This is a genomic window from Sphingobacterium sp. lm-10, from assembly GCF_023554555.1.
In the GTDB taxonomy this organism is placed as follows: Bacteria; Bacteroidota; Bacteroidia; order Sphingobacteriales; family Sphingobacteriaceae; genus Sphingobacterium.
Genome location: NZ_JAMJWC010000001.1, coordinates 297,638 through 312,498, shown reverse-complemented (window position 1 = coordinate 312,498; position 14,861 = coordinate 297,638). Strand labels below are relative to the sequence as shown.

The window sequence follows — 14,861 nt, the reverse complement described above, 5'->3', positions numbered from 1 at the left end:
TATTTACGTGTTACAACACGTAAATATTGTGTATATTTGTAGTAGATTTATAATCGTGCTGCTGTGCACCTGCGCAGCGACACTTTGATCATTACGCTTATGAAAAAGTTAGGTTTTTTATCTTTCGGTCACTGGTCTAATCATCCAGCATACCAAGCTCGTACTGCCAGTGATACGCTATTGCAATCCATTGATTTGGCCGTGGCGGCAGAAGAATTAGGGGTAGACGGTGCTTACTTCCGTGTGCATCATTTTGCCAAACAGCTGGCATCACCATTCCCTCTCCTATCTGCCGTAGGCGCTAGGACAAACCGTATCGAAATTGGTACGGGAGTAATCGATATGCGCTACGAAAACCCCTTGTATATGGTAGAGGATGCAGGCGCTGCAGATTTAATTTCTGAAGGACGATTGCAATTAGGTATTAGCCGAGGTTCGCCAGAGCAAGTAATCGATGGATGGCGTTATTTCGGACAAGAACTGAAAGACGGAGAGACAGATGCAGACATGGGTCGACGTAAGGCATTGGAGTTTTTGGATAAATTAAAAGGCGAGGGTTTTGCAGAACCTAACCCCTATCCGATGTTTCCAAATCCTCCCGGGTTGCTTCGTTTAGAACCTTATGCACCAGGATTACGGGATCGTATCTGGTGGGGAGCCGCATCCAATGCTACTGCCATCTGGGCAGCCGAGCAAGGCATGCACTTACAGAGCTCGACACTCAAATTCGATGAAAATGGAAAACCATTTCACATACAACAGGCAGAGCAAATTCGTTTGTACCGCGAAGCTTGGAAAAAAGCGGGTCATGCCGGTGAGCCACGGGTTTCTGTGAGCCGCTCTATATTTGCGATCACCACAGATCAGGATCGTTTATATTTCGGACACGAAAACGATAAGAGCGATAAAATAGGAATGATTGAGGCCGACAAACGCGCTATTTTTGGTAGAAGCTATGCAGCAGAACCAGATCAGCTCATTAAAGAATTAGCGCAGGATGAGGCTATTCAAGAAGCAGACACCTTACTATTAACCATACCCAATACATTGGGCGTAGATTATAATGTACATGTCTTATCCAGCATCTTGGAACATGTAGCGCCAGGGTTAGGGTGGCGGTAAAAGCTGCATAAAAGCAACATATAAAAGGCCTGATAATTTTGATTATCAGGCCTTTTACTATTTCCCGTTAAGCAACTATCTGAACAATACCAATGCAATCAATAAAGTGACGATGACATTGAATGTTTGAGCAATCAAAAAGGCATACAATGGCTTCTTATTATTATGCTGAAACAGATCTTTGAAGTTGGTTTCTAGCCCTATCGATGTAAAAGCTAAAACAAACCACAATCCCTGCAAGCTTTTCAAACTATCTTTTACCGCATCGATCTGTACCTGCGGTACCACAAAAGAAAAAAGCAATGATGCCGCTACGAAACCCACGACAAATTTTGGAAAACGTTCCCAGATCACTTTCGCAGTGGGCTTCTCCCTTTTCGTTTCATCATCTACAGATTTTGCATAGGTCCAGTATACGCTAATACAAAATGCAGCAATCCCGAGCAACACATTTTGAGAGAATTTCACGATAGTACTGATCTTCAACGCCTCCTCACCTACTAGAGAACCAGAAGCCACTACGGCGCCCGTAGTATCGATACTACCACCTAGCCAGGCACCCGTCACTTCCTGCGAAAGTCCCATCCAATCTGCCATGTAGGGCATAAAGATCATCATGGGAATCGCAGTGATTAACACTAGAGAGATTACGTAAGAAAGCTTTTTGCTATCTCCTTGTATCGCACCAGAGGTGGCAATCGCAGCAGATACACCGCAGATCGATACGGCACTGGAGAGCATGAGTGACATCTCTTTATCGATTTTTAGCTTACTACAAACCCAGAAAGCAAAATACCAAACGGAAATTACCACCACCAATGCTTGAATCAATCCCAAGGATCCGGCTTTCAAGATATCCCGAAAGATCACCGTGGTACCCAACAGGACGAGACCGATCTTTACGTAGAGTTCTGTATTGAGGGATTCCCTAAACCAATCTGGTAGGTGAAAAAGGTTACTGATCGCCAATCCGATTCCTAAACTGAAAATAACAGCCTCTAGATTATACTCCTGAATCCAGTTATTCCCTGCAATAGCAAGCGCTAAAATGGTTAGGAAAAATACGATCGGGAAAACGATCATTAAAGATTTTAGCGGTTTTTTCAACAAAATAGCACCTGCAATGGCAATACCAAAAGTAATGCAGAACTGCATCATGATGCGATACAAATTATCAGAGGAGAATACCGTATTTGTGAGTTGTTCCCCCGAAGTCCAGCCGAAGGTTGGTTTCGGAATAATAATCCCGGCTAAAGCCAGCAAGATAATCCCCATACCTAAAATAACGACTACCCAGTCTTCTGATAGTTTGCTTGATCGTAACATGTAGTGATTTTAATGATTCATTCGGCAAGTAGCCGATCCTGTTGTAAATATATAGCTAATGGGTTACTTCTCCTATTTCTTCCAAAGACTTCCCTTTGGTTTCTGGAATAAATAGGATAAAAATAAAGGATAAGACCACCATGATGGCGTAAAACAAGAAGATATAAAATGCACCATCAGCTATTTGCTCCACAATAATGGGGAACAACCCAGATACGATCGCGGCAAAAAGCCAATGCGTCGTACTGCCGAGCGAGGTACCCTGCGAACGTACTTCATTAGGAAATATCTCTGAAATAAACACCCATATAACCGCTCCTTGCGATAGGGCAAATGCGGCAATAAACCCGACGATATACCAAAGAAGATATGGTGTACCGCCGTCGCGCAACCCGAAAGCAGCACATAATAAAAACACAAACATACCTACAGCACCAGTCAGCAATAGCTTCTTACGACCAAATCTATCGATAATACTCATCCCTATAAGGGTAAATAACAGGTTTGTACCTCCAATAAATATCGGTTGTAGGTAAGCATTCTCTCCATCAAAACCCGCCATTTCAAAAATGCGTGGAGCATAGTACAATATCGCATTGATACCCACCATCTGATTGAAAAAGGCGAGCAGCACGGCCATAATAATCGGCTTAGTATACGCTTTTTGGAAAAGATTTACCTGCACCACTTTTTTCATGGGAGTAATGTCTCCAGCGACCTGTCCAATTCGCTCGAAAAGAGGCAATGCTTCTTCTCTGCTTCTGTGCAACATGACCCAGCGCGGACTTTCTGGCACAGACAAGATAAGAATACAAAACAAGATGGAAGGAACAGCCATGATGCCCAGCATATAGCGCCAGGCTTCTTCGCCCATGCCCGAAAACAGGTAGTTAGTTAAATACGCTGCAAAAATACCGGAAACCACCATGATCTGAAACAAGCCTGTAAGCTTGCCACGATCCTTCGCAGGTGCAATTTCAGAAATGTATACTGGCCCAGCAACAGAGCTGATACCGACTGCTAATCCTCCTAAAAATCGAAAGAATAAGAACACAGACCATATCGGTGCTATGGCACAACCAATAGCAGAAAGCAGGTATAGTACAGCGACAAATGTGAGCGTAGGCTTGCGCCCATATTTTTCGGCAGCTTTACCAGCTACAATGGCACCGATGATGGTGCCGATGAGCGACATGGATACCGTTAATCCATGCCAGAAGGAGTCTAACGTCCAGAGCCGTTGAATAATTCGCTCCGCGCCTGATATAACTGCTGTCTCAAAACCAAAGAGAAAGCCGCCTAATGAGGCAATCAGCGAGAATTTCCATACATTTTTCATAGGTTTATATTTGAAATCATTCCGTAAAATAGGTTTATTTCATCAAAAGATGCCACACGAACCGGAATTTCTACTTGGGTTTGTACCTTTTCCAAAAACAATTCATGTGATTTAGCAATGCTTCCACCCACGATGATGTGATCGGGGGCTATATCCCGAATATATTGTTGATGGAAATCCACCAAACTATCCGAGAGAAAGCTTAATGCCACATCGCGATGGGTATCACGATCTGGATTGGCAATTACTTCTTTCACATTTTTATAGTGATGTACCCCTTGCTTTTTAAGGTGACCCAATATACCTCTGGTAGAAATATAATCTTCGGCTATACCATCGCGAAACGTAGCCGATCCGAAATTAAGATCTTTGGCATGGGAGCCATCGTAGAAGGCAGAGCCCAATCCGGTGCCTAAAGTCAATCCAATAACGGTAGAATCCGCCAGTTGGTGATGGTAGATCTCTCCAAGCAGGAAGGCGTGTGCATCATTGAAAAACCGAATATTTTTGGCAGGTATATGGTATTTTTCATTTAAATACTGCTTTACATCCATTCCCAGAATTGCTTGGTATTTGTACATACCATCCATCTGAGAAACGCCATTCACATAATCAAACGGGCCTGGAATAGAAATTACACAAGCTTGCACTGGGTTTTCCACTAGGCATAATACTTGAGTCAATACCTGATCCCAATCGGTTAAAATAGATGCTCGCGAAGCATTGCTATCTACCTCTCCCTGCACATAGGCCTGCTCATGCAAACACATCGTGTTTTTGTTTATTAAGGCGGCACTGATATGTGTGCCGCCAACATCTATTGCTAAAATTAGTTCTATCTCCATTTGCTTTTATGGTAGCGGATCAAAATTGGTCGCTTTACTTGGATCATACACAGAGACACCTACTTTAGAATCGGCACAACCATAATATAAGAACCATTTAGATTTATAATACGCTAACCCTTGTATGAATACGGTGCCATCTACGTATTGCCCGCTTTTTTCAAAATCCTCCATGGGTCTCTTAAACGGAGTATCTAACCGCTGGATTACTTTAGTAGGGTCATTGGCGTCAAACAACACCTGTCCTGCGCTGTACGTACCTAAAGTGAAACGCGGGTCGGCCTGTTCTTTCTCGTCGTGGTTTTTACCATTGTACAATAGAAGAATTCCTTGATCGGTTTTTATGGCCGGTGGGCCACATTCTGTGAGTGCACTATCGAAATATCCTTTTCGAACATCAATAAATGTAGCTAATTCGCCTTGATTATCCAACACCGGCTCCCAATCGATCAGATTATCAGAGGTGGCACCCTTAACGCCATGTTCGCCCCAATACATCCAATATTTACCATTTACCTTCTCAATGACCAGTTTATCATTTTTCAACGTGGTGACAATAGAAGCCGATTTATGTGGCATGTGCATCATTTTGCTATACGTCGACTTAGCGAAGATAGGACCATGCTTAGTCCAGTTACGCAAATCTTTGGAGGTGGCTACGCCTAAACGAGGGACATCTCGATTCCATTGTGTGTAAAACACCACAAAAGTGCCATCTTCCGTCACCGCTACGCGCGGATCTTCTATCCCTCCCGGCCATTCATACGCTTTTTGATTGTCATCATCCGGAAACAAAACAGGCGTCTTATCCCGCGTGAAATGCAACCCGTCTGTGCTATAGGCTAGTCCGAGTCGAGAGGTGCGAAAACCAATGCCAATGCCATATTTATCTTCGGCTCGATACAAAACGAATACCGTATCATCTTTTACTACGGCACCTGGATTAAAGGTATCATTCTCTTCCCAGCGCACCATATTGCCCGACATCGGGTCCAAAAAAGTGGTGGTCGAATCAGGGCTGATGACTGGATTGATTCCTGCTGGTCGTTCAAATCCTCCCAGTGTCCAATTGGGCACCGTCGTGGATTCTTCTTTGGTTGCGTCTCCGCAAGCACTGATTGCAGCGATCGCTACGGCATAAAATAAAAGTCGTTTTTTCATATTAATATCCTGGGTTTTGTACTATTTTACCGGCTGTCTTGTCCACATCACCTTGTGGGATTGGGAACAAGTCATGCATGTCTAAATAAGGTTTTCCAATCTGATTAAGGGTTGTTTTGGCTACTTTCCAACGACGAAGATCGGATAATCTATGCGATTCCATACTCAATTCTACCCGACGCTCCTGACGCAGCCATGCTGTCGCCTCCTCTTTCGTGGCATCAGTCGCCCGGTCAGGTAATACCGATTGGCCACCGCGGGCGCGTTGGCGGATCAAGTTGATAATCGCCACACCTTCCGCTATCCGATTGGTCTCAATGAATGCTTCGGCTTTCCAAAGCAATACATCAGCATAGCGGATATACACGCGATTAACGGGTGAATTTTCATTTCCTTTGAAGGTGTCGTTTTGGGCTCCTAAGAGCTTATAGATTGATCGGGAGCTTACATTAGCCGTTTGCGACAAACGCGGATCTCCGGTCTCAAAGGACTGCAGCAGATTAGCGGATGGTGCTAAGAAACCCCATCCCATCAGCGCCGCCAAGCCATTTCCACGTGGAGGCTGTAGGCCGGTTTCATGATCATAAATGAAAATATTCTCTTGCTCCTGATAGGCTTTCTCATTATCGAATGCATCGAAAAAATTGGGATTTAGCCCATAAAACCCCGTTTGCTCTAAACGATTGGCATAATCGATCACCGCATTCCAATCTCCCTCGAAAAGGGCTACTTTTGCATTCAAGGCTAGAGCAGCGCCCTGAGATGCGCGCCATCGTTCCTGCATATTGGAGTATTTGGCAGCCGGGAGATTTTCTAAGGCTATCGCCAAATCTGCTTTTACCTGAGCATATACATCGCTCTTTGGCATACGTACAGCCACCTCATACGCTTCATTGAAGTTTTCTAATGGCTGTAGCACCATAGGTACATCTCCAAAATACTTGACAAGATCAAAATAGTAGAAGGCTCGTAAGAAGGAACTTTCCCCGAGCAACTGTTTTCTACGCTCATCGCTGATATTTAATTTGCCCAGCGTCTCCGGATCGGTAAGTTGGAAAATGGCAATGTTAACACGCGCGATTCCATCGTAATTAAAGCGCCAAATACCGGCAAATGCACCGTTTTCAGCAGTAAAATTGTAATTAGCGACATCGTCCATCCAGGCTTGGTCACCGTCAGGCACCCACTTCTTTTGCGCATCGCCAGATGCGATATCTTCCAGGATGAAGTCTGGGCGAATGACTAATCCGCCCGTCCAATCCCAATCGCCAAAGATGTTCAATGTATTGGAGAGCGGCCGGTAAGCAAATAGTACTCCGGTAGTGATCGTGCCTTCTGTAGGATCGACCTGCACCTCCTCTTGTGTCAGAATGCCGATTGGGTCTTTATCCAACCATTTCGAACAGCTGGTGAACAACAAAGCGGCACTTGCTATATAAATGAGTTTCGTCTTCATGGTTTAAAAAGTTAGGTTAACACCAAATAAAAAAGTTTTGGCTTGTGGATATGTACCACGATCGATCAGGTCTGTATTTTCAGGATCTAGCCCAGTGTATTTTGTCCAGGTATACAGATTCTGACCAGAAACATACACGCGTGCGTTTGACACGCCCCACCGGGCAGGTAGCTGGCGGAATGAATACCCTAATTCCACATTTTTCAGGCGGAGATAGGAAGCATCCTCAATGTATAAGGAGGAAAAGCGACTCACGCCCGTCTCTTCAAACGCGACACGTGGCAAGCTATTAGTAGACCCTTCGCCGTTCCAGGCATCTAACATGCGGGTAGAATAATTAAAAGGCCGGCTATCAAAGTCGACAATTCGCATACCGTCATTGTAACGATCTACTCCTTTTACCCCTTGAAAAAACACATTTAAATCAAATCCTTGATAAGAAACATCACCGTAGAATCCATAACTCAAGCGCGGAATCGGATTACCAATAAAGGTGCGGTCATCGTCGTTGATGATACCATCGTTATTTAAATCCTTAAACCGAATATCTCCGGGTTTGCTTAATGGCGTGCTCAATCCAAATTGATGTGCAGCTACCTCTCCCTGGTTTTGATAGATACCCTCCATTACATATCCGTAATAGGCATCAAGCGGTTGCCCCACTTCTGCGCGAGCTACCGGACCAACGATGCGAGGTACATTCTCATGCAACGCGGCCACCTTATTACGTAAGCCGGTCAGGTTACCACCCAAGCTGAATGTACCATCTTTGGCGAAAGAGTCGCGATACCGCACATTCAATTCCCAGCCTTCATTATTTACCTGCCCTGCATTGACGTAGGTAGGATCTACATTCCCGACAAAGCTGGGCAGACTTAACAACAATAGAATATCCTTCGTTTGCTTACTAAAAACATCTGCTGTAATGTCTAGTTTATTGTTTAACCAGCGCATATCTACCCCAATATTATGCTGCGTAGTAGACTCCCACCGCAAGGAAGGATTTCCGTAACGGGTGATATTCCCTTCTCGGCTAAACATCGTGAGGTAGGCATAGTTGTTAATATTTTGGTTGCCCAAAGTACCTGTTGAACCACGTACTTTTAAGTACGACAACGTGCTATTTGGTTCAAAGAAGGATTCATTGCTGACAATCCATCCGGCAGATAACGAAGGGAAGTAGCCCCATTTATTATCCGAACCGAAGCGTGATGAAGCATCTGCACGAACATTTCCCGTCAAGGTGTAGCGTGATTTGTAGGCATATGTAGCAGAAGTGAATACGGAAAACAATCCCCATTCTTCGGCAAATCCCCCATTCCATAAATCCCGGTTCATATCACCCAGATCAATGTAATGGAATCGATCCGATTCATATTCGAAGCGGCGACGCGAGGCATTGATAGAGCTGCTGTTATTGATGATAAACTCGGTACCGACCAAGGTATTGATCTGATGATCTTCCCACTGCTTATCATAGCTCAAAACATTGTTCCAAGTCAGCGTGTAATCTTCTCCACGATCTTCGTTAAGACCGTTCGGGCGGTTATGTCTTCCCGTACCCGCATCAATAGCTTCTCCTCCGCCATCATTATCCCCATAATTCGCAAAAAAAGCTTTGTTGTGATTGAAGTTGAGTTCGAGCCCCAGTACCGATCTGAATTTCAGTGAGCGGTCTGCCAGTATATCTACAGAACCTTCTACGTTACCGAATAATTTGAACTGGCGTTGGTTGTTGTTGGAATAATAGGCTGCGGCAACCGGGTTCTGCGACCATTCGTACAGGTCGGATCGAAAATTTCCCGGACCCTGATAGAAAGGTAGGTCAGTAAATGGTCGGTTGGCGGTGTAGGTGGGGTCACTCGGATCCTTGTACACGCCCAAGACAGGTGGCCGCAATAAAGCATGCCGGATAATACCCGGCGCATCTCCTCGAGAAGACGCTACCATACGTTCCTGATGATTGAGCAAAAGGTTTGAACGCACCTGCACCCGGTCATGCAACTTCGCAGAAACATTGCTACGAAATTCCAAGCGACGGTATTTATCGTTATCAAATTTCAAAATTCCATCTTGACTATAATATCCAGTGGCCAAGCGGTATGTCACCTTCTCGGATCCGCCCGAAGCGCCGATCTGAAAACTGCTGGTCTGCCCTGTTTCAAAAAGCTCATCCAGCCAATTCGTGTTGGCCAAATCCGTCCGGTTTTTCTCAGCCGTGTAGGGGTTTGTGCCACCAGTATTGCTATTTGCCCAAGCCTGCTCCACGGTATTTAAATACTGCGTAGCATCCATCATTTTTGGAAGGTTTGTCGCCTGCTGTATACCAGAGAATACATTGACATCAAAACGGGTAGATCCCGCGACACCTTTCTTGGTCGTTACCAAGATAACGCCCGCCGCAGCTCTGGAACCATAAATGGAGGCGGCCGAAGCATCTTTGAGCACCGACATAGACTCAATATCATTCGGATTGATAAAACTAAAGTTGGTAGTAGGTATACCATCTACAACAAAGAGTGGCGAATTATTACCAATAGTACCTACTCCACGTACCCGAATATCAATAGGATCCCCAGGTTGGCCACTAGCTTGGGTAACGTTTATACCGGCAGCAGCTCCCTGTAGCATCTGCGATACATCCTGCACACGCCGTTTCTCTGCCACCTGCATGTCTACACGGCTTATGGCACCAGATACATTGGTTTCGCGCAGGCTGTTGTACCCCATGATGACCACTTCATCTACCGATTGATTACTGGAATTCATGGTGATACGGAGTTGAATTTCGGCTGTTAGCGTATGAGACAGAGAAGCAAAACCCGTATACGAAAATTCGAACACTTCCCCAGGTCTTCCTTCTAATACAAATTCGCCTTGCTCATTAGATTGCGTCGCGGTATTCTGCTGTAGATTTCTGACGGTGGCATTGGAAAGTGGATTCCCTTGCTCGTCGACAATAGTACCACGGTAACGTTGTTGAACGACCGATACGTGAGACACATGCCGTGGTAAATCTCGCAACGTAAAGGCGCCAGCGGGCAGACAAAGTGATGCGCAAAAAACAATGCACAGCCCTCCCCTCATTCGATGTAGAAAATGATGCTTTATCATAAATAGCTTTATTAGGTTTATATATATAATGCAAAACCGGTTTTGCAAGATTTGATAAAGGTATAGGATTTCCAGAATAAATGCAAATTACCCTGTAGTAGTACTTTTTCTAATCAAAAGTTTGGACGGTATTATCGCTTCGGTTGGTTGCTTCACCTTCCCATTAATCTGCGCCATGATATTATCGACAATTCTTTGCGCTATTTCTTCAATAGGTTGCCGTATACACGTGATTGGTGGATCAAATAATTCGTACACTTCGTGGTCGTCAAATGATAATAACGCATAGTTAGTGACTTTATCAGAAAGCTGAATGGCTTTGATTCCGGAGATGCATAAATAATTGGTACTGAAATAAATCGCTTCCAAATTATTCTCTTTTAGGAAATTTTGGATACATGCAACACGCTCTTCTGCATGGTAGGAAAATGGAACACTGAGAATATGCAAAGGTAAATCATGTTGCTCTAGCTGAGTATGATAGGCCGCCAATCTTTCCAGCATTTGAGATTGTTGAGAATCGCTAGTAACCATTCCGATACGAGAATATCCTTGTTCTATCAAGTGCTTTACGGCCTGTTCGCTCGCTAAGTAGTTGTCTGTGCCTACGTAATTTACCTCTGACAAATTGGCTTTGCGATCAAATACGACCAAGGGAATACCAGACGATAATACTTTCGAAATCTCGTTTTCAAGATCTGCTGTAGGGGAGATAATCAGGCCCTCCACTTTCTGGTCGACCATAGATGCTATAATTTCTCGGGCTATTTCTGCCTTACCTACGGTACTGCTATAGAGCACATGATATCCGTGCGAGCGTAAACATTCTTCTATGCGTAAGGCTATAGGACCGAAGAAACTGTCACCTATATTTTCTACAATTAGTCCAATTGTTAGCGTCTTTCCAGTAGCTAAACTTTTTGCCAAGGCATTGGGTTTGAAACCAATTTCATTTACATAATCCAGGATTCGCTTTTCGAGTTCCTTGCTAATACGGGATTGTTGTGCCTTTCCATTGATGACTAAAGACACCGTGGATTTGGAAACATTAAGTTCTTTTGCTATTTGATTAATGGACATCTAGTAGATAAAGATACACTATTTTAGTCGCGCAAAAAATCAGCATACCAGTTACCTGAAGCTTTTATAATTCGTTGTTGCGTCTCAAAATCAACGTGAACAAGACCAAAACGAGGGTGATAACCTTCTGCCCACTCAAAATTATCCAAAAAAGTCCAAAAGAAATAACCGCGAATATCTACTCCATCCTGCTTTGCCCGATACATCTGCGCGATCGCATCTTGTAGGTATTGTACCCGCGCTGCGTCATTTATCTTTCCATTTTCCAAGACGTCCGGAAAAGATGCACCGCTCTCGGTGATCATCAACGGAGGCATAGTCGGGTATGCACTGAACTTTTTTAAAACATGGTAAATAGATTCGGGATATACCTCCCAATTCATTGTAGTCGTGGGCACTTGTCGTTCTTGTGCCGTCACCAGCTTTGCCCTTAAGTAGGGTACAAAATAGGAATGTTTTATGATCTCGCGCGTATAGTTTTGCACGCCGACAAAGTCCATATCAAATTTCAAATTTTGCTCATCTCCTGCTTTCATGAACTGCTCCAATTTGCGAAGCGCCCTGATCTCATCTGTAGGATAACCCATGCCAAGTAATGGTTCTATATATAATCGGTTGAGTAGCGCATCTGCTTTTTTTGCAGCCACGATGTCTCGTTCTCGATTACTAAAAGGCTCAACGTGCGAAGTGGAAAAGGTGGTTCCCACCATACCTTCTGGCTGCAAAGACTTAATGATACGAGCACCATGTGCTTGTGCTAAGGCCGCGTGATGCGTAGCCGCCAAAAAGGAATTCAGCCCGCGGCGGCCAGGGGCATGAATCCCCAGAAAATAGCCTGCTCCGGTGAATACCATCGGTTCATTCAATACCATCCAATGTTTTACGCGATCGCCAAAATGCTTAACGCAAAAGGCTACGTATTCGCCAAACCAATCGACTATATCCCGATTAGTCCAACCGCCCTTTATTTCCAAGCTTGATGGAAGATCCCAATGGTACAAAGTGATCCAAGGGGTAATGCCTAAAGCCAACATATGATCAATCAAACGATGGTAATAATCTACACCTGCTTGGTTCACCTCACCTCTTCCAACAGGAAAAATTCGGCTCCAGGCAATGGAAAAACGATGATGGCGGATGTTCATACCCGCCATCAATTGCAGATCGTCCGCATAGCGGTGATAAAAATCGCAAGCCACGTCGCCATTTTCTTTGTTGGCAATCTTACCGCGCTTTCGCACGAAATCGTCCCAAATGGAGAATCCTTTCCCATCTTGTAAATAACCACCTTCGATTTGATAAGCTGCTGTAGATACACCCCAAACGAATTCTTCGCCGAAAGGCGCTTTGGTTAATCCCATGAAAGCAACTTACTTATTTTGAGATAACCAACTTCTAACGTATCATCTATAGCTGATTGCGGTGCTGGAGTGATTTTCAGGGAGTAGTTAGTCTTGAAACTATCGTTTAAAAGATCGCTTATTTCGTAAATATCGTCGACATCGATGCCGTATTTATCATCTATATGCGACGAGTCGTGGTGCTTCCAAAAGGTGGAAGATTTGGCAAGGCGAGTCGCCTCAGCTAGGCTGTCGGCTACCACGACTTGTTTGTAATGGTATTCTTCCATATCCTCTGGCTTGTAACCTCCAAGATTAACGAAGTACAATTTTTGTGCGCTGATTTCTACTTGTTCGGTCTTCGGAACCACTTGAATGGTAAATTCATTCACCTTCGACACCTTACGCCAAGAGTCGATATGCATTTTACCAGCCAGTTCTGGCCAAAATGATTCCATTTGTGGCACTAGATCTTTGAGGCTTGCCCCTACTCCAAAAAAAACGTCATGCTGTTCGGTGTGTCGACCTTCTGGCTTACCACCAATCACCACCATATATAATTCCATGTAATATTATTTACTCGCTTATAAATCAATATTTGTGCCTAGATCATTATTTGCAACGATCATTTTGAACCTTCTTGCACAAAGTTAAAGCATCTTCAAATTTAATTATAACGCATGAAAGAAGAATCACAATAAAATCATTCTTCCAGCTTTTCTACGGCTTGCTCCCTCCTACCCAACCGCATCAACTTTGGCGTCATAAATGAGGCAACCCCAACCAACATCACCAAGCCTCCGGCGATGATAAATGCAGGTGCGACTCCCACTCTCTCCGCGATCAACCCCGTGAATAATAGACCAATGATACTTGGCAACACCGCCATACTGAAGTACAAAGAAAATACGCGCCCCAACATCTTCGGTATCACCTCTTCCTGAATCGTGGTCATAAATGCAGCAGAAAAAATAGACATGGCAATACCGGATAATGTGGTGACCACTACAAATCCCACGAACCACGAAGGCGGAAATGCGCCACATAAGAGAAAAGAGAATCCAAGTATGATATGCATAGCGTTTACCAGAATAATCTTGGGCGTTTTGATGCGAAGTATACTCAATACAGATCCGCCTACAAGCATACCAATCCCCCATACAATCTCAATCAGACTGATCTCCCATTTGCCTCCCCCGTAATAACCAGTCGTGAGTAGTGGAAACATAATCGCCGCAGGCATCACAAAAAAGGTGACCAACATGGCGTAAAAGAATAAATATCCTAAGCCTTTATTTCGATGAATAGCGCCAAAACCTTCTTTCAATTCCGTGAACACCGCAGAAATAGAAGCATTACTATCTGATTTCAAATGAGGTATACGCACAAAAAATAGGGAAGTGATTGCGAGTACAGCACCGACGATATCCAGATAAAGCACGTCAGCGATCGCAAAATAGGTGATGGCCAAGGTGCCAAGCGCTGGTCCCGCGATAGTACTGACCGACTGCAGCATTTGATTAATGCCTGATACGCGCAACAGTTCCTTCTCCGGCACGATAAGCGGAGCAATGGCTTGCATAGCCGGCGATTGAAAGGCATTACCAACGGATCTACACGCCAATAAAGCATAAATCCAAAACAGATCTACCTGTTCATTGCGCAGCAAAAAAGTCATCGCGAAGGCGCAGATGGCGATAAAACCATCGGAAAACATCATGACTTTCTTACGATCCCAACGATCGATAAACACGCCTGCAAACGGGCCGATCACCGCCTGCGGCAGCAATCCGGCAATACCGGCGAATGCCAATACTTCGGCCGATTGATGTTCCAGACTCAACCAAATAATGACGGCAAAATGCACGGCATAACTGGTAATCATGGAAAAGAATTGTCCAGTCCAAATAAATAGGTAGGTCCTATACCATTTTTGATTTTTCATAAAGAAATACTAAAAAAAACAACAATCAATTAAACACGCTGTCTTTGGGAAAACAGCAACATAAGCAGACGATACGACTACTTACTTAGTGGGCACGGGTAGCCAAGGTTTAGCTACCATTGTTGTATAGGTT

At 44.3% G+C, this 14,861-nt stretch carries 11 protein-coding genes; 1 reads left to right on the top strand and 10 read right to left on the bottom strand.

What is annotated here, in order from left to right:
* Positions 1–99: 99 nt before the first annotated feature.
* Positions 100–1,122, top strand: coding sequence for an LLM class flavin-dependent oxidoreductase (locus tag M8998_RS01290; RefSeq protein ID WP_249990171.1), 1,023 nt, complete (start codon positions 100–102; stop codon positions 1,120–1,122).
* 75 nt (positions 1,123–1,197) lie between these two features.
* On the opposite strand, the gene M8998_RS01285 is transcribed toward M8998_RS01290, so the two are convergent.
* The 10 genes from M8998_RS01285 to M8998_RS01240 all read right to left on the bottom strand — a co-directional run bounded on the left by M8998_RS01285 (position 1,198) and on the right by M8998_RS01240 (position 14,728).
* Positions 1,198–2,448 carry a YeiH family protein gene (locus M8998_RS01285; RefSeq protein WP_249990170.1) on the bottom strand — a complete coding sequence of 417 codons (1,251 nt, stop codon included), beginning with the start codon at positions 2,446–2,448 and terminating at the stop codon, positions 1,198–1,200.
* Positions 2,449–2,503: 55 nt separating this feature from the next.
* Positions 2,504–3,787 carry a sugar porter family MFS transporter gene (locus M8998_RS01280; protein WP_249990169.1) on the bottom strand — a complete coding sequence of 428 codons (1,284 nt, stop codon included), beginning with the start codon at positions 3,785–3,787 and terminating at the stop codon, positions 2,504–2,506.
* A complete protein-coding gene (locus tag M8998_RS01275; protein WP_249990168.1) occupies positions 3,784–4,632 on the bottom strand; it encodes an ROK family protein in 849 nt (282 codons plus the stop codon). Before M8998_RS01275 ends, M8998_RS01280 begins: the two co-directional genes overlap by 4 nt.
* A gap of 6 nt (positions 4,633–4,638) precedes the next feature.
* Positions 4,639–5,793 carry a beta-1,2-mannosidase gene (locus tag M8998_RS01270; protein WP_249990167.1) on the bottom strand — a complete coding sequence of 385 codons (1,155 nt, stop codon included), beginning with the start codon at positions 5,791–5,793 and terminating at the stop codon, positions 4,639–4,641.
* A 1-nt stretch (position 5,794) separates the two neighbouring features.
* Positions 5,795–7,249: a RagB/SusD family nutrient uptake outer membrane protein gene (locus tag M8998_RS01265; protein WP_249990166.1), complete on the bottom strand. Its 1,455-nt coding sequence runs from the start codon at positions 7,247–7,249 to the stop codon at positions 5,795–5,797.
* Between the two features lie 3 nt (positions 7,250–7,252).
* Positions 7,253–10,363: a SusC/RagA family TonB-linked outer membrane protein gene (locus tag M8998_RS01260; protein WP_249990165.1), complete on the bottom strand. Its 3,111-nt coding sequence runs from the start codon at positions 10,361–10,363 to the stop codon at positions 7,253–7,255.
* Between the two features lie 87 nt (positions 10,364–10,450).
* A complete protein-coding gene (locus tag M8998_RS01255) occupies positions 10,451–11,443 on the bottom strand; it encodes a LacI family DNA-binding transcriptional regulator (RefSeq protein WP_249990164.1) in 993 nt (330 codons plus the stop codon).
* Between the two features lie 23 nt (positions 11,444–11,466).
* Complete coding sequence (locus M8998_RS01250) at positions 11,467–12,804, bottom strand: GH1 family beta-glucosidase (protein WP_249990163.1); 1,338 nt, start codon at positions 12,802–12,804, stop codon at positions 11,467–11,469.
* Positions 12,795–13,349 carry a DUF1543 domain-containing protein gene (locus M8998_RS01245; protein ID WP_249990162.1) on the bottom strand — a complete coding sequence of 185 codons (555 nt, stop codon included), beginning with the start codon at positions 13,347–13,349 and terminating at the stop codon, positions 12,795–12,797. The genes M8998_RS01250 and M8998_RS01245 overlap by 10 nt, the downstream gene beginning before the upstream one ends.
* Before the next feature lie 137 nt (positions 13,350–13,486).
* Positions 13,487–14,728: an MFS transporter gene (locus M8998_RS01240; protein ID WP_249990161.1), complete on the bottom strand. Its 1,242-nt coding sequence runs from the start codon at positions 14,726–14,728 to the stop codon at positions 13,487–13,489.
* Positions 14,729–14,861 lie beyond the last annotated feature (133 nt).

Coding starts and splice junctions, on each gene's coding strand:
- M8998_RS01290 (WP_249990171.1), top strand. CDS start 100: ATGAAAAAGTTAGGTTTTTTATCTTTCGGTCACTGGTCTAATCATCCA.
- M8998_RS01285 (WP_249990170.1), bottom strand. CDS start 2,448: ATGTTACGATCAAGCAAACTATCAGAAGACTGGGTAGTCGTTATTTTA.
- M8998_RS01280 (WP_249990169.1), bottom strand. CDS start 3,787: ATGAAAAATGTATGGAAATTCTCGCTGATTGCCTCATTAGGCGGCTTT.
- M8998_RS01275 (WP_249990168.1), bottom strand. CDS start 4,632: ATGGAGATAGAACTAATTTTAGCAATAGATGTTGGCGGCACACATATC.
- M8998_RS01270 (WP_249990167.1), bottom strand. CDS start 5,793: ATGAAAAAACGACTTTTATTTTATGCCGTAGCGATCGCTGCAATCAGT.
- M8998_RS01265 (WP_249990166.1), bottom strand. CDS start 7,249: ATGAAGACGAAACTCATTTATATAGCAAGTGCCGCTTTGTTGTTCACC.
- M8998_RS01260 (WP_249990165.1), bottom strand. CDS start 10,363: ATGATAAAGCATCATTTTCTACATCGAATGAGGGGAGGGCTGTGCATT.
- M8998_RS01255 (WP_249990164.1), bottom strand. CDS start 11,443: ATGTCCATTAATCAAATAGCAAAAGAACTTAATGTTTCCAAATCCACG.
- M8998_RS01250 (WP_249990163.1), bottom strand. CDS start 12,804: ATGGGATTAACCAAAGCGCCTTTCGGCGAAGAATTCGTTTGGGGTGTA.
- M8998_RS01245 (WP_249990162.1), bottom strand. CDS start 13,349: ATGGAATTATATATGGTGGTGATTGGTGGTAAGCCAGAAGGTCGACAC.
- M8998_RS01240 (WP_249990161.1), bottom strand. CDS start 14,728: ATGAAAAATCAAAAATGGTATAGGACCTACCTATTTATTTGGACTGGA.